Raw genomic sequence first — 22256 nt, 5'->3', positions numbered from 1 at the left:
AAATAAATCAAAATAATCACATAACATATTGTTTATAAAAATGAATATTTAAAAAATGTTTGTTTTTCATGCGCTTTACAGCCCGAAAAGGCCGGAAGATACTTGCCCGCAACGAAGATTCCTTCATAACCGGGTAAGCAATGATGAAAGTATTAATTGTTGAAAGCGAGTTTCTCCATCAGGACACCTGGGTCGGTAACGCCGTTGAGCGTCTGGCAGATGCTTTAAGCCAGCAAAATGTTACCGTGATTAAATCCACCTCCTTTGATGATGGCTTTGCCATTCTCTCTTCAAACGAAGCCATTGACTGCCTGATGTTCAGCTATCAAATGGAACATCCGGACGAACATCAAAACGTCAGACAATTGATCGGTAAGCTTCATGAGCGCCAACAAAACGTGCCGGTCTTCCTGTTGGGCGATCGGGAAAAAGCCCTCGCCGCAATGGACCGAGATCTGCTGGAGCTTGTCGATGAATTCGCCTGGATTCTGGAAGATACCGCCGACTTTATCGCCGGACGCGCCGTTGCCGCAATGACCCGCTACCGCCAGCAGCTGTTGCCGCCACTGTTCAGTGCGCTGATGAAATATAGCGACATCCATGAATATTCCTGGGCAGCGCCAGGCCACCAGGGCGGCGTTGGCTTTACCAAAACACCCGCTGGACGTTTCTACCATGACTACTATGGTGAAAATCTGTTCCGCACCGACATGGGCATCGAACGGACTTCCCTCGGTTCTTTGCTTGACCATACTGGCGCATTTGGCGAAAGCGAAAAATATGCCGCACGCGTATTTGGTGCCGATCGCTCCTGGTCGGTAGTCGTCGGTACTTCCGGCTCTAACCGTACCATCATGCAGGCTTGCATGACCGATAACGATGTAGTGGTCGTTGACCGTAACTGCCATAAATCCATCGAACAAGGCTTGATGCTGACAGGCGCGAAACCGGTCTACATGGTGCCAAGCCGCAACCGCTACGGCATTATCGGGCCAATCTATCCGCAGGAAATGCAACCTGAAACCTTGCAGAAGAAAATCAGTGAAAGCCCGCTGACCAAAGACAAAGCCGGGCAAAAACCGTCTTACTGCGTGGTGACCAACTGCACCTATGACGGCGTGTGTTATAACGCTAAAGAAGCGCAGGATCTGCTGGAAAAAACTTCCGATCGTCTGCACTTTGACGAAGCCTGGTACGGCTATGCACGTTTCAACCCGATCTATGCCGATCACTATGCCATGCGCGGTGAACCTGGCGATCACAACGGTCCTACCGTTTTCGCCACCCACTCAACCCACAAACTGCTGAATGCGCTGTCACAGGCCTCTTACATTCATGTGCGTGAAGGTCGTGGGGCGATTAACTTCTCCCGCTTCAACCAGGCATACATGATGCATGCCACCACCTCCCCGCTGTATGCCATCTGTGCATCTAACGACGTGGCGGTGTCGATGATGGACGGCAACAGTGGCCTGTCACTGACCCAGGAAGTGATCGACGAAGCGGTTGATTTCCGTCAAGCGATGGCACGGCTGTATAAAGAGTTCACCCATGACGGTAGCTGGTTCTTCAAACCGTGGAACAAAGAAGTGGTCACCGATCCACAAACCGGCAAAACCTACGACTTTGCTGACGCGCCAACCAAACTGCTGACCACCGTTCAGGACTGCTGGGTAATGCATCCGGGCGAAAGCTGGCACGGCTTCAAAGATATTCCGGATAACTGGAGTATGCTCGACCCAATTAAAGTCAGCATTCTCGCACCGGGAATGGGTGAAGATGGTGAACTGGAAGAAACCGGTGTTCCGGCGGCGCTGGTCACTGCCTGGCTTGGTCGCCACGGCATTGTGCCTACCCGCACCACTGACTTCCAAATTATGTTCCTGTTCTCTATGGGCGTAACCCGTGGGAAATGGGGAACTCTGGTTAACACCCTTTGCTCCTTCAAACGCCACTACGACGCCAACACACCGCTGGCGCAGGTCATGCCGGAACTTGTTGAACAATATCCTGACACTTACGCGAATATGGGGATTCACGATCTGGGTGACACCATGTTTGCCTGGCTAAAAGAAAATAACCCTGGCGCACGGTTGAACGAAGCCTATTCCGGCCTGCCGGTGGCGGAAATCACCCCGCGTGAAGCGTACAACGCAATTGTCGATAACAATGTCGAACTGGTATCCATTGAAAATCTGCCTGGACGCATCGCGGCAAACTCAGTTATCCCGTATCCGCCAGGAATCCCGATGCTACTGTCTGGTGAAAACTTCGGCGATAAAAACAGTCCACAGGTAAGTTATTTACGCTCCCTGCAATCCTGGGACCATCATTTCCCTGGATTTGAACACGAAACTGAAGGGACTGAAATTATTGACGGTATTTACCACGTCATGTGTGTGAAAGCGTAACCACTATTCCGCTGAAGGCGTAATTGTTAAATAACATTACGCCGCCTGGCTTGAGGCCTTTTTAGTATGGCAACGTTTTCATAAAAATTGCTGCAAACAAAAATGTCATACTTTTTGCGCGGTCCCACCCCGCGCTTTTTTTCGCCTGTTATTTATCCTGTAAAAAAATATGTACATGAGAAATTACTATAAAAATTTGTAATATTAGTAAAACTCGTTATTTTTATGCATGTTTATATTCATCATACAATTATATAACCATTTCCCGGTATCGCTTTGCTTTAGCGAGAACTGGTCTTTTATTCGCACTCAGGAGTACATGTATGAGGATTTGCAGCGACCAACCTTGTATTGTTTTATTGACTGAAAAAGATGTCTGGATAAGGGTGAATGGGAAAGAACCTATTAGCCTTAAAGCTAACCATATGGCGTTATTAAATTGTGAAAATAATATTATCGACGTCTCCTCTCTTAATAACACTTTGGTTGCTCATATTAGTCACGACATCATCAAAGATTACCTCCGGTTTCTGAATAAAGATCTCTCGCAAATACCAGTATGGCAACGTAGTGCTACGCCCATCCTCACCCTGCCATGCCTGACGCCAGACGTCTTTCGCGTTGCCGCGCAACATAGCATGATGCCCGCTGAAACTGAGTCAGAAAAGGAACGAACACGTGCATTATTATTCACTGTGCTATCCCGTTTTCTCGACAGTAAAAAATTCCTTTCATTAATGATGTATATGTTACGTAATTGTGTAAGTGACAGCGTTTATCAAATTATTGAAAGCGATATCCACAAAGACTGGAATCTTAGTATGGTAGCCAGTTGTTTATGTCTTAGCCCAAGTCTGTTAAAGAAAAAGCTGAAAAGCGAAAACACCAGTTATAGCCAAATAATCACCACCTGCCGCATGCGTTATGCCGTCAATGAATTAATGATGGACGGTAAAAATATCTCTCAGGTCTCACAGTCGTGTGGCTACAACAGTACGTCGTACTTTATTTCTGTCTTTAAAGACTTCTACGGTATGACGCCTCTGCATTATGTTAGTCAGCACAGAGAACGCACTGTCGCCTGATTTTTAACCTTAACGAAGAGCTATATTAATAACGGCATCAGCGATAACCCGGTCGATAATAATTCAACTATCGAATGCAGGCGTATGATATGACGTAATTTATTGTCACGAAGCTCGCCTTCGCAGGAGTTTAATTATGTCTTCGGATGCTGATGCTCACAAAGTGGGCTTAATCCCCGTCACCCTGATGGTGTCGGGGAATATTATGGGGTCAGGTGTTTTTCTGTTACCTGCAAACCTGGCCTCCACTGGCGGGATTGCCATTTATGGATGGTTGGTGACGATTATCGGTGCGCTGGGGCTCTCGATGGTATACGCCAAAATGTCGTTCCTCGACCCAAGTCCTGGTGGTTCTTACGCTTACGCCCGCCGCTGCTTTGGCCCGTTTCTCGGTTATCAAACCAACGTCCTCTACTGGCTGGCCTGCTGGATCGGCAATATCGCCATGGTGGTCATTGGCGTAGGATATTTAAGTTACTTCTTCCCGATTCTGAAAGATCCACTGGTATTAACCATCACCTGCGTCGTGGTGCTGTGGATCTTCGTCCTGCTGAACATTGTCGGTCCGAAAATGATCACCCGCGTGCAGGCCGTTGCCACCGTGCTGGCGCTGATCCCCATCGTCGGGATTGCCGTATTTGGCTGGTTCTGGTTCCGTGGTGAAACCTATATGGCGGCATGGAACGTCAGCGGCCTGGGCACCTTCGGCGCGATTCAAAGTACCCTTAACGTTACGCTGTGGTCGTTCATCGGTGTGGAAAGTGCCTCCGTTGCCGCAGGTGTGGTGAAAAACCCGAAACGCAACGTCCCTATCGCCACCATTGGTGGGGTATTGATTGCCGCCGTTTGCTATGTACTTTCTACCACCGCGATTATGGGGATGATCCCTAATGCCGCACTGCGCGTTTCTGCTTCGCCATTCGGTGATGCCGCACGGATGGCGCTGGGTGACACCGCCGGGGCCATTGTTTCTTTCTGCGCAGCTGCGGGTTGCTTAGGTTCACTGGGCGGCTGGACATTGCTGGCGGGTCAAACGGCGAAAGCCGCTGCCGATGACGGGCTGTTCCCACCGATTTTTGCTCGTGTAAACAAAGCGGGTACGCCAGTGGCGGGGCTGATTATCGTCGGAATTTTGATGACCATCTTCCAGCTCAGCAGCATTTCGCCAAACGCGACCAAAGAATTCGGTCTGGTTTCTTCCGTGTCGGTCATCTTTACACTGGTGCCATATCTTTACACCTGTGCGGCGTTACTGCTGCTCGGCCACGGCCACTTTGGTAAAGCACGCCCTGCATATCTGGCTGTTACTACCATTGCCTTCCTCTACTGCATCTGGGCCGTAGTAGGGTCCGGCGCGAAAGAGGTTATGTGGTCATTTGTCACCCTGATGGTAATCACCGCCATGTATGCGCTGAATTACAACCGGCTGCATAAAAACCCGTATCCCTTAGATGCACCAATAAGCAAAGATTAATTCCCCTTAGTCAAGCAAACATAAAAGCCAACCTTAAGAACTTAAGGTTGGCTTAATTTTGCTTTGCGAGCATATGCGCACTTTGTTCGATGGAAACACCGTGATGTTGAAGCGCCTACTAAAAAGACCCTCTTTGAATTTACTCGCCTGGCTATTGCTGGCCGCTTTTTATATCGCTATCTGCCTGAATATTGCCTTTTTTAAACAGGTATTGCAGGCGTTGCCGCTGGACTCGCTGCATAACGTACTTGTTTTCTTGTCGATGCCGGTCGTCGCTTTCAGCGTGATTAATATTGTCCTGACACTAAGCTCTTTCTTATGGCTTAATCGACCGCTGGCCTGCCTGTTTATTCTGGTTGGCGCGGCTGCACAATATTTCATAATGACTTACGGCATCGTCATCGACCGCTCGATGATTGCCAATATTATTGATACCACCCCAGCAGAAAGTTATGCGCTGATGACACCGCAAATGTTATTAACGCTGGGACTCAGCGGCGTACTTGCTGCGCTAATTGCCTGCTGGATTAAAATCAAACCGGCCACCTCGCGCCTGCGCAGTGTTCTTTTCCGTGGAGCCAATATTCTGGTTTCTGTGCTCCTGATTCTGCTGGTCGCCGCACTGTTTTATAAAGACTACGCCTCGCTGTTTCGCAACAACAAAGAGCTGGTGAAGTCCTTAAGCCCCTCTAACAGCATTGTTGCCAGCTGGTCATGGTACTCCCATCAGCGACTGGCAAATCTGCCGCTGGTGCGAATTGGTGAAGACGCGCACCGCAACCCGTTAATGCAGAACGAGAAACGTAAAAATTTGACCATTTTGATTGTCGGCGAAACCTCGCGGGCGGAGAACTTCTCCCTCAACGGCTACCCGCGTGAAACTAACCCGCGGCTGGCGAAAGATAACGTGGTCTATTTCCCTAATACCGCATCTTGCGGCACGGCAACGGCAGTTTCAGTACCGTGCATGTTCTCGGATATGCCGCGTGAGCATTACAAAGAAGAGTTGGCACAGCACCAGGAAGGCGTGCTGGATATCATTCAGCGAGCGGGCATCAACGTGCTGTGGAATGACAACGATGGCGGCTGCAAAGGTGCCTGCGATCGCGTGCCTCACCAGAACGTCACTGCGCTGAACCTGCCTGGTCAGTGTATCAACGGCGAATGTTATGACGAAGTGCTTTTCCACGGGCTGGAAGAGTACATCAATAACCTGCAAGGTGATGGCGTAATTGTCTTACACACCATCGGCAGTCACGGCCCGACCTATTACAATCGCTATCCGCCACAGTTCAGGAAATTTACCCCTACCTGCGACACCAACGAGATCCAGACCTGTACCCAAGAGCAACTGGTAAACACTTACGACAATACGCTGGTCTACGTCGACTATATTGTTGATAAAGCAATTAATCTACTGAAAGAACATCAGGATAAATTTACCACCAGCCTGGTTTATCTTTCTGACCACGGTGAATCGTTAGGTGAAAATGGCATCTATCTGCACGGTCTGCCTTATGCCATCGCCCCGGATAGCCAAAAACAGGTGCCGATGCTGCTGTGGCTGTCTGAGGATTATCAAAAACGGTATCAGGTTGACCAAAGTTGCCTACAGAAACAGGCGCAAACGCAACACTATTCACAAGACAATTTATTCTCCACGCTATTGGGATTAACCGGCGTTGAGACGAAGTATTACCAGTCTGCGGATGATATTCTGCAAACTTGCAGGAGAGTGACTGAATGAAAATTCTAATTGTTGAAGATGATACGCTGTTATTGCAGGGACTGATTCTGGCGGCACAAACGGAAGGCTACGCCTGCGATGGCGTCACAACCGCACGGATGGCAGAGCAAAGTCTTGAAGCCGGTCATTACAGTCTGGTGGTGCTGGATTTAGGTTTACCTGACGAAGATGGGCTGCATTTTCTCGCCCGAATCCGGCAGAAAAAATACACCCTGCCGGTGTTAATTCTCACCGCCCGCGACACTCTGACCGACAAAATCGCCGGGCTGGATGTCGGTGCCGATGACTATCTGGTGAAGCCTTTTGCGCTGGAAGAGTTACATGCCCGTATCCGCGCCCTGCTACGACGCCATAATAATCAGGGCGAAAGTGAGCTGATTGTTGGCAATCTGACGCTGAATATGGGTCGCCGTCAGGTATGGATGGGCGGTGAAGAGTTGATTCTGACGCCCAAAGAATATGCTCTGCTATCACGGTTAATGCTCAAAGCAGGCAGTCCGGTGCATCGGGAAATTCTCTACAACGACATCTATAACTGGGACAATGAACCCTCGACCAACACCCTGGAAGTGCATATCCACAATCTGCGCGACAAAGTGGGCAAAGCCCGTATCCGCACCGTGCGCGGCTTTGGCTATATGCTGGTCGCGAATGAGGAAAACTAATTGAATCTGATGCGTTTTCTGCGCCGACCAATATCGCTGCGCCAACGGCTGATATTGACCATCGGGGCCATTTTGTTGGTGTTTGAGCTGATCAGCGTCTTCTGGCTATGGCATGAAAGTACCGAGCAGATTCAGCTGTTTGAGCAGGCGCTACGCGACAATCGTAACAACGATCGCCACATCATGCGTGAGATCCGCGAGGCGGTCGCCAGCCTGATTGTCCCTGGCGTCTTTATGGTCAGCCTGACGCTATTTATCTGCTATCAGGCGGTACGCCGCATCACCCGCCCGCTGGCGGAGCTGCAAAAAGAGCTGGAAGCGCGCACCGCCGACAACTTAACGCCCATTGCCATTCACAGCGCCACCCTCGAAATCGAAGCGGTGGTTTCGGCGTTAAACGATCTGGTCAGTCGCCTGACCAACACGCTGGATAACGAAAGGTTGTTTACCGCTGACGTCGCGCACGAACTGCGAACGCCACTGGCGGGGGTGCGTTTGCATCTGGAACTGCTGGCGAAAACGCATCACATTGATGTAGCACCGTTAGTGGCACGACTTGATCAGATGATGGAGAGTGTCTCCCAGCTACTGCAACTGGCGCGTGCCGGACAGTCATTTTCTTCCGGTAATTATCAACATGTAAAACTGCTGGAAGATGTCATTCTCCCCTCGTATGACGAACTCAGTACCATGCTCGACCAGCGCCAGCAAACCCTGCTATTGCCAGAGAGCGCCGCCGACATCATCGTTCAGGGTGATGCAACCCTGCTGCGGATGTTATTGCGAAACCTGGTAGAAAATGCCCATCGTTACAGCCCGCAAGGCAGCAACATTATGATTAAGCTGCAAGACGATGGCGGAGCGGTCATGGCCGTTGAAGATGAAGGGCCGGGTATTGATGAGAGTAAATGTGGAGAGTTGAGTAAAGCGTTTGTACGAATGGACAGCCGTTATGGCGGGATTGGTCTGGGGTTAAGTATTGTCAGCCGCATTACACAGTTGCATCACGGGCAGTTTTTCCTGCAAAACCGGCAAGAGACTTCTGGCACACGGGCCTGGATACGGCTGAAAAAAGATCAGTACGTGGCAAACCAGATATAAAGAAAGCTGCTGACCACCAGCACGCTGAACACGGTAGTTAAACTTTCATAAACACGGTTTTTCATTGCACTCTCCTCCGTTAACCTGGAGGAGAGTATGCGCGTCAGAGATTAAGTGAACCTTAAGAGTTCAATTGGCCTAATAAGACAGCGTCACATCAGGCCATCCGTTTCAGCTTATTCATCAATTCGCGGATGCTGCTGCACCAGGCGGGTACGTTTCGCCTGCAAATCGGCAATCTCGTGGTCAATATCATCGATTTTCTGCTCGATATTATCGTAATGCTCGACGAGAATTTCCTTCGCTTCCTGTATATCTGACGCCGCCGGTGTCGCACCTTTCAACGGACGATTCGCCGTCTCTTTCATGGTTACGCCGGTGATTAAACCAACCACCGCCACTACCATCAGGTAATAGGCAGGCATCATCAGATTCTGCGAGCTTTCGACCAGCCAGGCCGCCAACGTTGGCGTCAGACCGGCAACCAGCACCGAAATATTAAATGCCGCCGCCAGCGCGCTGTAACGGATATGCGTCGGGAACATCGCTGGCAAGGTAGAAGCCATAACGCCCGTAAAGCAGTTAAGGATCACCGCCAGCATCAGTAACCCGGCAAAAATCAGGCCGATGACGTTACTGTTAATCAGAATAAACGCCGGGATCGCCAACACAAACAGTGCAACACTACCAAGTAGCACAAACGGACGACGGCCAAAACGGTCACTCAGCAAGCCCATCACCGGCTGGACAAACAGCATACCGATCATAATGGCGATAATAATCAGCACCCCGTGGTCTTCGGAGTAATGCAGGTTATGCGACAAATAACTCGGCATATAGGTCAGCAACATGTAGTAAGTCACGTTGGTGGCAATTACCAGACCAATACATGTCAACAGGCTGCGCCAGTATTTAGTGGCAATCTCTTTAAACGAGACTTTCGGGCCATCCTGCAAACCTTCGCGGTCGCCCTGTTCCAGTTTATCAACATGCTGCTGGAACGCCGGAGTTTCTTCCAGCGCATGGCGCAGGTAAAGCCCGATAATCCCTAACGGCAGAGCAATAAAGAACGGAATACGCCAGCCCCAGTCGAGGAAGTTCGCTTCGCCGACAATGGTCGAAATTAACACCACCACGCCCGCACCCAGCACAAACCCGGCAATAGAACCGAAGTCCAGCCAGCTGCCCATAAAGCCACGTTTACGGTCAGGGGAGTATTCCGCAACAAATATCGACGCCCCGGTATATTCACCGCCGACCGAGAAACCTTGTGCCATCTTACAGATCAACAGCAGAATCGGTGCCCAAATACCAATCGTGTCGTAGGACGGTATTAAACCAATACAGAACGTACTGATCGACATAATCACAATAGTGATAGCGAGGATCTTCTGGCGACCATATTTATCGCCCAACATACCAAAGAAGAGTCCGCCAAGCGGTCGAATCAGAAAGGGAACGGAGAAAGTGGCAAGTGCAGCAACCATCTGCACGCTGGGGTCAGCCCCCGGGAAAAAAACTTTACCTAATGCGTAAGCAACAAAACCATAAACACCAAAATCGAACCATTCCATTGCATTACCCAGTGATGCTGCGGTAATGGCTTTACGCAGTTTACCGTCATCAATAATAGTGACATCACGAAGGGTAATCGGTTTTACTTTTTTCCTTTTCAGCATAGCTTTCCTCGCAGAGTTGGCCCATTTCCGCAAACGCCAGAAAAATCAGCGCGACGGCCGCAAAAGGGGAGCGGGAATTGCAGGATGCAATCTCTGTAACAAGCGTAGCGGGTTTGCTTACACCCTCCGGTTAAGGAATGTACAATCAAACCAGTTGACGCCTGAATTGGGCAGTTAATGAGCTTTTTACCCTACCAGTGTTTAAATTTGTGATCAACTTCACACATGATTTTCGTTTAGGAGTCATTGATGTAACTGATTATTTACACCAAATTTACAGAGAAGATTTCCTCGACCATTGCCCCTGCCAGACGCTGCGCTGAACAGAGTCGTGGCATCCCCAGTGCGACAGTTTGCCAGCGTTGGGTCACTGACCAGCAAACGGGTTGTTTATCTGCCGTGGTCCACTTTCCCAGCCAACTTAAAAAATCAGCATGCTCCCCTCCCGCCGGAACGGTCGAAGAGGCAAACCACTGATGGTAATAGTGACGCGTGGTCGGTGCCGCATTGATACTCTCTGCCAGATGTTGTGTCGCTTTCTCGCGCAAATCACCCAGCAACAACGCCACCGCTTGCGGGCTTCCCAGACGGCAGGCATCGCCAAATGCCCCCCAGCGCAACTCCTCCAGAACGATAAAACAGCGCCCAGGCAACGACCAGGCGTTATACGCCCCAGCACGCCAGCGGGTAAAAATTTGCTCGCTCTGATCACCTGCCTGCACCAGTAGGCCTCGTTGCGTTAACGCCTTTTCCTTCCAGCGACAACGGGCTGAAAACCACTCATACAAGGCGGCAATTTGCTGGGGGAGCTCCGGGAAAGCAGAGTGCTGGCGGTGATCCATTTTTTGCAGCAGCGCCAGATGCTGCGCGATCTGCGTCAGCGCCAGATGACCGGGATCCAGCATCGACGCCAGTTTTTCCACCAATGTCAGACGCAGGCTAAGCGGCGCATTTAACATGCCGCCGTTCGTCCATGCCTGAAGCTGCACGCGCGCAAGAAGTTCCTGCATCAGTCGTTCACGAAACTGCTGCTGATGGGCTTGTGGATGGCGGGCATCATCGCCCTGCGCCAGATCCACTAAAAAGCGGGGATGAATCGACTCCAGCACACGACCGGGGCCGTCCAGCAACGTCTTGGTCAATATCGTTCTGCCGTGAAAAGTGTTTGAATATCATCGCGAAATAGCTGAGCGTCGGTGTAAATCCAGCCATGAGTCATCACAGTCTGCTGCAATTGCTGCTGCATCAGCCTGACCACCGATTCATTTTGTTGACGCAGAGCCAGACTTTCGCGTAAACGCGTCTGTAATTCCGTCAAACATGAAGCGAACTCAGCGAAAAAAGTATTCATGCCTGCCGTAACAGATTCATCGACCTGCTCTGCCAGAACTTTAGCCATTTGTTGGCAATAAAGATCGACTTCTGCGCTTAATGCTCGTTGCAACGCACTGTAATCAACCGTCTCTATCGGGGATTTCTCATTTCCCCGTCCCCAGTCGGGCTGATTCAACCAGCGCGAAAAAGTCTCACGCACAACGCCTAAACGCGTGCTCTGCTCGTCCATTGCGTCCTGGCGCGAAATGACTTCACTGAACAGCTGGCGAGTGTTGAAGTGGGGAACTGCGCCGTGAAAAACAGGAAAATGAAACCCAGGACGAAACCCTGACTCGCTCAATTCCATTTTGACTTGTTGCTCAATGGGCCGAATAACATCGGTTAACACCCGGCAAAGAGTGGATTCAAGCTCGGCAAAACGCAGCGTAAAGTCGCGACTGATGGTGTTCTGCGCCGTCTGTAACAGTGTCTCACAGCAGGTACGAATCTCGCTTAATGACCCCGAATCATCCTGAAACAACGCGGCTAACTGGGCATTCACCGCATCTTGCTGTTGACGCAGAAAGAGGTTGGCGGAGGTCAGGGCCAGCTCGATTTCATGTTTAATCTCGCCGCTCACCTGAGCCTGATTGAGTTGAAATAGCTGCAAACTTTCTTCGATCTGGTGGATATTTTGCCGCAATTGTTCACAAGCGACGTTTAACCCGTGCGCACGAAAATCCAGGTATTCCCGCGCCTGCTGCGCGTAATTCAACAGTTTATGCGCGGTAGATCGCAGAGCATACAACGAGGCGTTAGCGTAAGCGGCATGAAGCAACGCCTGAATTGGCTGGGCGAACAGCGAATCTTCCCACAACTGATCGGCAGCATGACGAATATGTTCGAGGTCCGCCAGGTCGGCATGACGCCAGCGCCTGCCGAGCGCGGCATGGGCAAAATCTTCCACCCAGCGTTGTTGCTCTGGCGCGGGTAACTTACCGTTGTTGGCTAACTCATTACGCGCCCGATTCGCCAGGTAGCCCCACATCGACGACACTGGAAATATCTGCTGTGGTGTAATACAGCCTTTCATCAGCGTCCCGGAAATCAGTGCCCGCACCTGGTCGGCGTCGTCACTGTTACGATCCTGTTGATCGAACTTATTGACCAGCACATACAGCGGCACCGATTGCCCCACCGCCAAAATCGCCTCACGGACCTCTTCATCGGAGATCGATTTCAGTTGCGTATAATCCAGCACCGCCAGTACCGCCGAGGCGCGAGCCAGCTGCTGGTTAAGCATTTTTTGCAGATGCGGTTGCCCGGCTTCATTTGGCCCAGGGGTATCCAGTAACGTCAACTGACCGGGATAACTCTCCAGCCCCGCCAGATGGACAAACTCCACTTCAATCACGGGAATATGCTCAATGGCGGCGTAAGCAGAAAAAGGAAAATCGACGTCCAGCGCCTTCGCCAGTCGCACCAAATCATTCAAACTTTTCAGACAATGAAAAATAGGCTGGGCACCCAAATAATATTTTTCGAAAGCGACGCCATTTTCGATCCGCTGCATAAGCGCACGCATATCTTTATCTATTTCCAGCACATCGGTCAGATGCTTAATATCGCAGTCACGCAGGCGCTGTTGTAATTGTTGAATTAAACAGTCGATTGGCGCGACATGTGAAAAATGCAGTACCGGTTCTTTTTGCCCGGGCGTATGGCGAATAAGCGTCGGCAGCGCAGTCATTGGGCGATTGCGATTAGGCAGAACCTCCGTACCAACAATGGCATTAATGGTGGTTGATTTCCCTGCTTTCATAGTACCGACAATCGCCAGCACCATTTCCAGTCGGGAAATTTTACGCAACTCATTATTCAGCATCGCGTGACGTTCGGCGATATTAGGCTGACTCCAGGGTAAAGCCAGTTGTGGCGCATCGTCTCCGGGTACAGAGAGAGGCATTTTTTCCAGTAACTGCAACTGTTGGCGAGAAAGCTGTAACAGGCGTTCAGCCTCCTGACTTAACTCATACAGGGTCTGTGTGTACATAGAAAATTTTTCCTTAAAGCAAATTTTATTACTTTTATTTAGCCAGATTGTTTTTGAGTTCTGTTTTCGGCTTTTATAATTACTGCAAGAAATAATTTTATATTTAGAGTGTTGTTTTTTATTAGAATAAATAACGTCTTCCGATACGTTTAAAACGTCAGAAAGATAAAAATATCACGTGAATTAAAAAAAGAACAAGTAGAGCATTAACCTTATCTTAAATAATAAATGGAGGCAAAAAGATTATTTTCTTTTTGCGTTTCCTTTCAAATGAAAACGATCGTCGTCTAAAATCAGCAGTACCCCCGACAAACTCAGGGATTTTGTGTATAATTGCGGCCTTTTTCGGCAATCTGCCGTTTTTTGGCGCTTTTGCCCTGCTGACTTTTGAGGAAATCCACATGTCATTACCACACTGCCCAAAATGCAACTCCGAATACACCTACGAAGATAACGGCATGTACATCTGCCCGGAATGTGCCTACGAATGGAACGACGCAGAACCTGCACAGGAAAGCGACGAGCTGATCGTTAAAGATGCTAACGGCAATCTGCTGGCTGACGGCGACAGCGTTACCATCATTAAAGATCTGAAGGTGAAAGGTAGCTCTTCGATGCTGAAAATTGGCACCAAAGTGAAAAACATTCGCCTGGTTGAAGGCGACCACAACATCGATTGCAAAATCGACGGTTTTGGTCCGATGAAACTGAAATCTGAGTTTGTGAAAAAGAACTGATTGTATTGCTCAATGTAATATTGGCACATGATCGGTAGGCCGGATAAGGCGCTCGCGCCGCATCCGGCTACGGTGCCGACTGCCTGATGCGACGCTCGCGCGTCTTATCAGGCCTACAAATTCTCGCACCATCCGGCAACGGTGCCTAATGCGACGCTTACCGAGTCTTATCAGCCCCCGCTCATCTGTATAATTTTCGAACTACACTTAACTGGCTTCTCTTAACTGAGGTCACCATCATGCCGTTAAGTCCCTACCTCTCTTTTGCTGGTAACTGTTCCGATGCGATTGCCTATTATCAACGCACGTTGGGCGCGGAACTGCTTTATAAAATCAGCTTCGGCGAAATGCCGAAATCAGCGCAGGACAGCGCCGAGAACTGCCCTTCCGGTATGCAATTTCCCGATACCGCTATCGCCCATGCTAACGTGCGTATTGCCGGAAGCGATATCATGATGAGCGATGCCATACCGTCAGGAAAAGCCAGCTACTCCGGTTTTACACTGGTACTCGATTCGCAACAGGTCGAAGAAGGAAAACGCTGGTTTGACAACCTTGCCGCTAACGGAAAAATCGAAATGGCCTGGCAGGAAACTTTCTGGGCGCATGGCTTCGGCAAAGTCACCGATAAATTTGGCGTGCCGTGGCTGATTAATGTCGTTAAACAACAACCAACGCACTAACCCGCCGGGAGGCCCGCCCTCCCGCACTGTCATCGAATTCCCGTTAACTCTTCATCTGTTAGTCACTTTTAGTTAACAAAATCGTCACGATAATCCGCCACGATGGAGCCACTTTTTTAGGGAGGCTGCATCATGCAAACGATTATCCGTGTCGAGAAGCTCGCCAAAACCTTCAATCAGCATCAGGCGCTGCATGCGGTTGATCTGAACATTCATCACGGTGAAATGGTAGCTCTGCTTGGGCCGTCCGGTTCCGGCAAATCCACCCTTTTACGTCATTTAAGCGGTTTGATTACCGGCGATAAATCTACCGGTAGCCATATCGAGCTGCTGGGCCGCACAGTCCAGCGCGAAGGCCGCCTGGCCCGCGATGTCCGCAAAAGCCGCGCCAACACCGGCTACATCTTCCAACAATTCAACCTGGTGAATCGCCTGAGCGTACTGGAGAACGTGCTGATTGGCGCGCTCGGCAGCACGCCATTCTGGCGCACCTGTTTTAGCTACTTCACCCGCGAGCAGAAACAGCGTGCGTTACAGGCACTGACTCGCGTTGGGATGTTGCACTTTGCCCATCAGCGCGTTTCCACGCTTTCCGGCGGCCAGCAGCAGCGTGTGGCGATTGCCCGCGCGCTGATGCAGCAGGCGAAAGTGATTCTGGCGGACGAACCGATCGCCTCGCTGGACCCGGAATCGGCCCGCATCGTGATGGATACCCTGCGCGACATCAACCAGAACGACGGCATCACCGTGGTGGTGACGCTGCATCAGGTGGATTACGCCCTGCGCTACTGCGAACGCATCGTCGCCCTGCGTCAGGGGCACGTCTTCTACGACGGCAGCAGCCAACAGTTTGATAACGAACGTTTTGACCATCTCTACCGCAGCATTAATCGCATCGAAGAGAACGCGAAAGCTGCCTGACATCCCCATCATTGAGGAAAACGAATGAACGCTAAGATAATTGCCTCGCTGGCCTTCACCAGCATGTTCAGCCTCAGCACCCTGTTCAGCCCGGCGCACGCCGAAGAGCAGGAAAAGGCGCTGAATTTCGGCATTATTTCAACGGAATCACAGCAAAACCTGAAACCGCAATGGACGCCGTTCTTACAGGATATGGAGAAGAAGCTTGGCGTAAAGGTCAACGCCTTCTTTGCCCCGGACTACGCGGGCATTATCCAGGGAATGCGCTTCAACAAAGTGGATATCGCCTGGTACGGCAATCTGTCGGCGATGGAAGCGGTGGATCGCGCCAACGGTCAGGTCTTCGCCCAGACGGTCGCGGCGGATGGATCGCCGGGTTACTGGAGCGTGTTGATCGTCAACAAAGACAGTCCGATCAACAACCTGAACGATCTGCTGGCGAAGCGTAAAGATCTCACCTTTGGCAATGGCGATCCTAACTCCACCTCTGGCTTCCTCGTCCCCGGCTACTACGTCTTCGCCAAAAACAATATCTCCGCCAGCGACTTCAAGCGCACCGTCAACGCCGGGCATGAAACCAACGCGCTGGCCGTCGCCAACAAGCAGGTGGATGTGGCGACCAACAACACCGAGAACCTCGACAAGCTGAAAACCTCCGCACCGGAGAAGCTCAAAGAACTGAAGGTGATCTGGAAATCGCCGCTGATCCCAGGCGATCCGATCGTCTGGCGCAAAAATCTTTCCGAAACCACCAAAGACAAGATCTACGACTTCTTTATGAACTACGGCAAAACGCCGGAAGAGAAAGCGGTGCTGGAGCGCCTGGGCTGGGCCCCGTTCCGCGCCTCCAGCGACCTGCAACTGGTGCCGATTCGCCAGCTCGCGCTGTTTAAAGAGATGCAGGGCGTGAAAGGCAATAAAGGGCTGAATGAGCAGGACAAGCTGGCAAAAACCAGCGCCATTCAGGCGCAACTGGATGACCTGGACCGCCTGAACAACGCGTTAAGCGCGATGAGTTCGGTGAGTAAAGCGGTGCAGTAAATCGTAAGTCAGATAAGACGCCACGGCGTCGCATCCGACAATGTGCAGACGTTGATGCCGGATGCGGTGCAAGCACCTTATCCGGCCTACAGACCGGAGCCAAACATGCAAACCATCACCATCGTCCCACCCAAGCGCAGCTGGTTCTCGCTTCTGAGCTGGGCCATTGTTCTCGCCGTGCTGGTCGTCTCGTGGCAGGGCGCGGAAATGGCCCCGCTCACGCTGATTAAAGACGGCGGCAACATGGCGACGTTCGCCGCCGACTTCTTCCCGCCCGATTTCAGCCAGTGGCAGGATTACCTCACCGAAATGGCCGTCACGCTGCAAATCGCCGTCTGGGGCACCGCGCTGGCAGTCGTTCTCTCCATCCCCTTCGGCCTGATGAGCGCCGAAAACCTGGTGCCGTGGTGGGTTTACCAGCCCGTTCGCCGCCTGATGGACGCCTGCCGCGCCATTAACGAGATGGTCTTCGCCATGCTGTTCGTGGTCGCCGTCGGTCTCGGCCCGTTCGCTGGCGTGCTGGCGCTGTTTATTCACACCACCGGCGTGCTCTCCAAGCTGCTTTCCGAAGCGGTGGAAGCGATTGAACCCGGCCCGGTGGAAGGCATTCGCGCCACCGGTGCCAACAAGCTCGAAGAGATCCTCTACGGCGTGCTGCCGCAGGTGATGCCGCTGCTGATCTCCTATTCCCTCTATCGCTTCGAATCCAACGTCCGTTCGGCGACTGTCGTCGGCATGGTCGGCGCGGGCGGGATTGGCGTCACGCTGTGGGAAGCGATTCGCGGTTTTCAGTTCCAGCAAACCTGCGCCCTGATGGTGCTCATTATCGTCACGGTCAGCCTGCTGGATTTCCTCTCTCAACGGTTGCGTAAGCACTTTATCTGATAAGCGAGGCATTGATAGCTATGCACTTGTCTACACATCCGACCAGCTACCCAACACGCTATCAGGAGATAGCCGCAAAACTTGAGCAGGAGCTTCGTCAACACTACCGGTGCGGCGACTATCTTCCCGCCGAGCAGCAACTGGCGGCACGCTTTGAGGTGAATCGCCACACCCTGCGCCGCGCCATCGACCAACTGGTGGAAAAAGGCTGGGTACAGCGCCGTCAGGGCGTCGGCGTGCTGGTGCTGATGCGCCCGTTCGATTACCCGCTCAACGCCCAGGCGCGTTTTAGCCAGAACCTGCTGGATCAGGGTAGCCATCCCACCAGCGAAAAACTGCTGTCGGTGCTTCGCCCGGCCTCCGGCCACGTCGCTGACGCGCTGGGGATAACCGAGGGCGAGAACGTTATCCACCTGCGCACTCTGCGCCGGGTCAACGGCGTCGCACTCTGTTTAATCGACCACTACTTTGCGGACCTCACCCTCTGGCCGACGCTGCAACGCTTCGACAGCGGCTCGCTGCACGATTTTCTGCGTGAGCAAACGGGGATTGCGCTGCGCCGCAGCCAGACGCGGATCAGCGCCCGCCGCGCCCAGGCCAAAGAGTGCCAGCGTCTTGAAATCCCGAATATGTCGCCGCTGCTGTGCGTGCGCACCCTTAACCACCGTGACGGTGAAAGCAGCCCGGCGGAGTACTCCGTCAGCCTGACGCGCGCCGACATGATTGAATTCACTATGGAGCACTGAATGCACGCAGATACCGCGACCCGCCAGCACTGGATGTCCGTGCTGGCGCACAGCCAACCGGCTGAACTGGCAGCCCGCCTGAAGGCGCTGAACATCACCGCCGACTATGAGGTGATCCGCGCCGCTGAAACCGGCCTGGTGCAGATTCAGGCGCGGATGGGTGGCACCGGCGAACGCTTTTTTGCTGGCGACGCCACGCTCACCCGCGCCGCTGTACGCCTGACTGACGGCACGCTCGGCTACAGCTGGGTGCTAGGACGCGACAAACAGCACGCCGAACGCTGCGCGCTGATTGACGCGCTGATGCAGCAATCTCGCCACTTTCAAAACTTATCAGAAACCCTTATTGCCCCGCTGGACGCTGACCGTATGGCACGCATTGCCGCACGCCAGGCCGAAGTAAACGCCAGCCGGGTCGACTTCTTTACGATGGTTCGCGGAGACAACGCATGACCCTGGAAACCGCTTTTATGCTTCCCGTGCAGGATGCCCAGCACAGTTTTCGTCGCCTGTTAAAGGCAATGAGCGAGCCGGGCGTGATTGTCGCCCTGCATCAGCTCAAACGCGGCTGGCAGCCGCTGAATATCGCCACCACCAGCGTGCTGCTGACGCTGGCCGATAACGACACGCCGGTGTGGCTTTCTGCGCCATTAAGTAACGATATCGTCAGCCAGAGCCTGCGTTTTCATACCAACGCGCCGCTGGTCAATCAGCCGGAACAGGCGACCTTCGCAGTGACGGATGAGGCGATTGCCAGCGAGCAGCTCAACGCCCTTTCCACCGGCACCGCCGTTGCGCCGGAAGCCGGTGCGACGTTGATTTTACAGGTCACCAGCCTGAGCGGCGGGCGCATGCTGCGCCTTACTGGCGCGGGTATTGCCGAAGAACGAATGATCGCCCCGCAGCTGCCAGAGTGCATTCTGCACGAACTTACCGAGCGCCCGCACCCGTTCCCGCTCGGCATCGACCTGATCCTGACCTGCGGCGAGCGCCTGCTGGCTATCCCGCGAACCACTCATGTGGAGGTGTGCTGATGTACGTTGCCGTGAAAGGGGGCGAGAAGGCGATCGACGCCGCCCACGCCCTGCAAGAGAGCCGACGCCGGGGCGATACCGATTTGCCTGAACTGAGCGTCGCCCAGATTGAACAGCAGCTTAATCTCGCGGTGGATCGCGTGATGACCGAAGGCGGCATTGCCGACCGCGAACTGGCCGCACTGGCGCTGAAACAGGCCAGTGGCGATAACGTTGAAGCAATTTTCCTGCTGCGCGCCTACCGCACGACGCTGGCAAAACTGGCGGTAAGCGAGCCGCTCGACACCACCGGGATGCGTCTCGAACGCCGTATCTCCGCCGTTTATAAAGACATTCCTGGCGGCCAGCTGCTTGGCCCGACCTACGACTACACCCATCGCCTGCTGGATTTCACCCTGCTGGCGAATGGCGAAGCGCCGACGCTGACCACCGCCGACAGCGAGCAGCAACCGTCCCCGCACGTTTTCAGCCTGCTGGCGCGTCAGGGGCTGGCGAAGTTTGAAGAGGATAGCGGCGCACAGCCGGATGACATCACCCGTACACCGCCGGTTTACCCTTGCTCTCGCGCCTCCCGCCTGCAACAGCTCATGCGCGGCGACGAAGGCTACTTGCTGGCGCTGGCCTACTCCACCCAGCGTGGTTACGGGCGCAATCACCCATTCGCAGGCGAAATCCGCAGTGGCTATATCGACGTCTCTATTGTGCCGGAAGAGCTGGGATTTGCGGTGAACGTCGGTGAATTGCTGATGACCGAGTGTGAAATGGTTAACGGTTTTATCGACCCGCCGGATAAGCCGCCGCACTTCACGCGCGGCTACGGGCTGGTGTTTGGCATGAGCGAGCGCAAAGCGATGGCGATGGCGCTGGTTGACCGTGCGTTGCAGGCCCCGGAATACGGCGAGCACGCGACAGGCCCCGCACAGGATGAAGAGTTCGTGCTGGCGCATGCCGACAACGTCGAAGCCGCAGGCTTTGTCTCGCACCTCAAACTCCCGCACTACGTCGATTTCCAGGCCGAGCTGGAGCTACTCAAACGTCTGCAACAGGAGCAGAACCATGGCTAATCTGAGCGGCTACAACTTTGCGTACCTCGACGAGCAGACCAAACGCATGATCCGCCGCGCCATCTTAAAAGCGGTGGCGATCCCCGGCTATCAGGTGCCGTTTGGCGGGCGCGAGATGCCGATGCCATACGGCTGGGGAACCGGCGGCATACAGCTTACCGCCAGCGTGATTGGCGAAAGCGACGTGTTGAAGGTGATTGACCAGGGCGCGGATGACACCACCAACGCGGTGTCGATTCGCAACTTCTTTAAGCGCGTGACCGGGGTAAATACCACTGAACGCACGGACGATGCGACGCTTATCCAGACGCGCCACCGCATCCCCGAAACGCCGCTGACCGAAGATCAGATCATTATCTTCCAGGTGCCGATCCCGGAACCGCTGCGCTTTATCGAGCCGCGCGAAACGGAGACCCGCACTATGCACGCGCTGGAGGAGTACGGCGTGATGCAGGTGAAACTGTATGAAGATATCGCCCGCTTCGGTCATATCGCCACCACCTACGCCTATCCGGTGAAGGTGAACGGACGCTACGTCATGGACCCATCGCCGATCCCGAAATTTGATAACCCGAAAATGGACATGATGCCCGCCCTGCAACTGTTTGGCGCGGGGCGTGAGAAGCGTATTTATGCGGTGCCGCCGTTTACCCGCGTGGAAAGCCTCGATTTCGACGATCATCCGTTCACCGTTCAGCAGTGGGATGAACCCTGCGCCATCTGCGGATCGACCCACAGCTATCTCGATGAAGTGGTGCTGGATGACGCCGGAAACCGCATGTTTGTCTGTTCCGATACCGATTATTGCCGCCAACAGAGCGAGGCGAAAAGCCAATGAATCAACCGTTACTTTCGGTCAATAACCTGACCCACCTTTACGCGCCGGGCAAAGGCTTCAGCGATGTCTCTTTTGATTTATGGCCGGGGGAAGTGCTGGGCATTGTCGGGGAATCCGGTTCCGGGAAGACCACGCTGCTGAAATCAATCTCCGCCCGTCTGACGCCGCAACAGGGGGAGATTCACTATGAAAACCGTTCCCTCTATGGCATGAGCGAGGCCGACCGCCGTCGCCTGCTGCGTACCGAATGGGGCGTGGTGCATCAGCATCCGCTCGACGGCCTGCGCCGTCAGGTGTCAGCAGGCGGCAATATCGGCGAACGGCTGATGGCGACCGGGGCGCGTCATTACGGCGATATTCGCGCCACCGCGCAGAAGTGGCTGGAAGAGGTGGAGATTCCCGCCAACCGTATCGACGATCTGCCGACCACTTTTTCCGGCGGCATGCAGCAGCGTTTGCAGATTGCCCGCAACCTGGTGACGCATCCGAAGCTGGTGTTTATGGACGAGCCAACCGGCGGGCTGGATGTATCAGTGCAGGCGCGCCTGCTCGATCTGCTGCGCGGTCTGGTGGTGGAGCTGAATCTGGCGGTGGTAATTGTCACCCACGATCTGGGCGTCGCCCGCCTGCTGGCGGACCGTTTGCTGGTGATGAAACAGGGGCAAGTGGTGGAGAGTGGGTTAACCGACCGCGTGCTCGACGACCCGCATCACCCGTATACCCAGTTGCTGGTGTCATCGGTTTTGCAGAATTGAGCCGGAGCCGGATGCGGCGTAAA

Annotated in this window: 21 protein-coding genes; 17 read left to right on the top strand and 4 right to left on the bottom strand. The window is 53.2% G+C overall.

The window, feature by feature from the left end:
* Window positions 1–143 precede the first annotated feature (143 nt).
* From adiA to pmrB, 6 genes are all read left to right on the top strand, one after another.
* The gene (gene adiA / locus BEB54_RS10815; protein WP_077627124.1) at window positions 144–2411 is read left to right on the top strand and encodes an arginine decarboxylase; all 2268 of its coding nucleotides are present in this window, start codon (window positions 144–146) and stop codon (window positions 2409–2411) included.
* Between the two features lie 323 nt (window positions 2412–2734).
* Window positions 2735–3496, top strand: coding sequence for a DNA-binding transcriptional activator AdiY (gene adiY, locus BEB54_RS10810; RefSeq protein WP_001217059.1), 762 nt, complete (start codon window positions 2735–2737; stop codon window positions 3494–3496).
* 136 nt (window positions 3497–3632) lie between these two features.
* Entirely contained in the window at window positions 3633–4970 is a 1338-nt protein-coding gene (adiC, locus tag BEB54_RS10805; RefSeq protein ID WP_000093154.1) for an arginine/agmatine antiporter, read from the top strand.
* A gap of 103 nt (window positions 4971–5073) precedes the next feature.
* On the top strand, window positions 5074–6717 hold the full coding sequence (gene eptA / locus BEB54_RS10800) for a phosphoethanolamine transferase EptA (protein WP_105277350.1): 1644 nt from the start codon (window positions 5074–5076) through the stop codon (window positions 6715–6717).
* Window positions 6714–7382: a two-component system response regulator BasR gene (gene basR / locus BEB54_RS10795; RefSeq protein ID WP_000697915.1), complete on the top strand. Its 669-nt coding sequence runs from the start codon at window positions 6714–6716 to the stop codon at window positions 7380–7382. Before eptA ends, basR begins: the two co-directional genes overlap by 4 nt.
* Window positions 7383–8483 carry a two-component system sensor histidine kinase PmrB gene (pmrB, locus tag BEB54_RS10790; protein ID WP_161398336.1) on the top strand — a complete coding sequence of 367 codons (1101 nt, stop codon included), beginning with the start codon at window positions 7383–7385 and terminating at the stop codon, window positions 8481–8483.
* Here the strand turns inward: pmrB and pmrR are convergent.
* The 4 genes from pmrR to crfC all read right to left on the bottom strand — a co-directional run bounded on the left by pmrR (window position 8459) and on the right by crfC (window position 13529).
* Window positions 8459–8548 (bottom strand): LpxT activity modulator PmrR, encoded by a 90-nt coding sequence (gene pmrR / locus BEB54_RS10785; RefSeq protein ID WP_000797657.1) that lies wholly within the window; start codon window positions 8546–8548, stop codon window positions 8459–8461. The two genes, pmrB and pmrR, sit on opposite strands and share 25 nt — an antisense overlap.
* 111 nt (window positions 8549–8659) lie before the next feature.
* Window positions 8660–10162, bottom strand: a complete 1503-nt coding sequence (gene proP, locus BEB54_RS10780; RefSeq protein ID WP_001298520.1) for a glycine betaine/L-proline transporter ProP — start codon at window positions 10160–10162, stop codon at window positions 8660–8662.
* Window positions 10163–10425: 263 nt separating this feature from the next.
* A complete protein-coding gene (locus tag BEB54_RS10775) occupies window positions 10426–11304 on the bottom strand; it encodes a YjcZ-like family protein (protein WP_088541538.1) in 879 nt (292 codons plus the stop codon).
* The gene (gene crfC, locus BEB54_RS10770; RefSeq protein WP_105277349.1) at window positions 11301–13529 is read right to left on the bottom strand and encodes a clamp-binding protein CrfC; all 2229 of its coding nucleotides are present in this window, start codon (window positions 13527–13529) and stop codon (window positions 11301–11303) included. Before crfC ends, BEB54_RS10775 begins: the two co-directional genes overlap by 4 nt.
* Window positions 13530–13930: 401 nt before the next feature.
* Here crfC and BEB54_RS10760 point away from each other — a divergent pair, with 401 nt between their 5' ends.
* The 11 genes from BEB54_RS10760 (at window position 13931) to phnK (ending at window position 22233) form a co-directional block, all read left to right on the top strand.
* On the top strand, window positions 13931–14266 hold the full coding sequence (locus tag BEB54_RS10760; protein ID WP_001300891.1) for a zinc ribbon domain-containing protein YjdM: 336 nt from the start codon (window positions 13931–13933) through the stop codon (window positions 14264–14266).
* A gap of 239 nt (window positions 14267–14505) precedes the next feature.
* On the top strand, window positions 14506–14949 hold the full coding sequence (gene yjdN / locus BEB54_RS10755) for a VOC family metalloprotein YjdN (protein WP_105277348.1): 444 nt from the start codon (window positions 14506–14508) through the stop codon (window positions 14947–14949).
* A 132-nt stretch (window positions 14950–15081) separates the two neighbouring features.
* Window positions 15082–15870, top strand: a complete 789-nt coding sequence (gene phnC, locus BEB54_RS10750; protein ID WP_105282191.1) for a phosphonate ABC transporter ATP-binding protein — start codon at window positions 15082–15084, stop codon at window positions 15868–15870.
* A 24-nt stretch (window positions 15871–15894) separates the two neighbouring features.
* Window positions 15895–16911 (top strand): phosphonate ABC transporter substrate-binding protein, encoded by a 1017-nt coding sequence (gene phnD, locus BEB54_RS10745; RefSeq protein ID WP_039021442.1) that lies wholly within the window; start codon window positions 15895–15897, stop codon window positions 16909–16911.
* Window positions 16912–17016: 105 nt separating this feature from the next.
* Window positions 17017–17796, top strand: coding sequence for a phosphonate ABC transporter, permease protein PhnE (gene phnE, locus BEB54_RS10740; RefSeq protein WP_105277346.1), 780 nt, complete (start codon window positions 17017–17019; stop codon window positions 17794–17796).
* Window positions 17797–17816: 20 nt separating this feature from the next.
* Entirely contained in the window at window positions 17817–18542 is a 726-nt protein-coding gene (gene phnF / locus BEB54_RS10735) for a phosphonate metabolism transcriptional regulator PhnF (protein ID WP_001295387.1), read from the top strand.
* A complete protein-coding gene (phnG, locus tag BEB54_RS10730; protein ID WP_000542765.1) occupies window positions 18543–18995 on the top strand; it encodes a phosphonate C-P lyase system protein PhnG in 453 nt (150 codons plus the stop codon).
* Entirely contained in the window at window positions 18992–19576 is a 585-nt protein-coding gene (gene phnH / locus BEB54_RS10725; RefSeq protein ID WP_000171620.1) for a phosphonate C-P lyase system protein PhnH, read from the top strand. The genes phnG and phnH overlap by 4 nt, the downstream gene beginning before the upstream one ends.
* Window positions 19576–20640 carry an alpha-D-ribose 1-methylphosphonate 5-triphosphate synthase subunit PhnI gene (gene phnI, locus BEB54_RS10720; RefSeq protein WP_105277345.1) on the top strand — a complete coding sequence of 355 codons (1065 nt, stop codon included), beginning with the start codon at window positions 19576–19578 and terminating at the stop codon, window positions 20638–20640. Before phnH ends, phnI begins: the two co-directional genes overlap by 1 nt.
* Complete coding sequence (phnJ, locus tag BEB54_RS10715; RefSeq protein WP_000002284.1) at window positions 20633–21478, top strand: alpha-D-ribose 1-methylphosphonate 5-phosphate C-P-lyase PhnJ; 846 nt, start codon at window positions 20633–20635, stop codon at window positions 21476–21478. Before phnI ends, phnJ begins: the two co-directional genes overlap by 8 nt.
* Entirely contained in the window at window positions 21475–22233 is a 759-nt protein-coding gene (phnK, locus tag BEB54_RS10710) for a phosphonate C-P lyase system protein PhnK (protein ID WP_001075518.1), read from the top strand. The genes phnJ and phnK overlap by 4 nt, the downstream gene beginning before the upstream one ends.
* Window positions 22234–22256 lie beyond the last annotated feature (23 nt).

It is taken from the genome of Escherichia sp. MOD1-EC6021 (assembly GCF_002965245.1).
Classification (GTDB): Bacteria; Pseudomonadota; Gammaproteobacteria; order Enterobacterales; family Enterobacteriaceae; genus Escherichia; species Escherichia coli_F.
The sequence above is the reverse complement of the archived record's forward strand: the minus strand, read 5'-3'. Positions and strand labels throughout refer to the sequence as shown.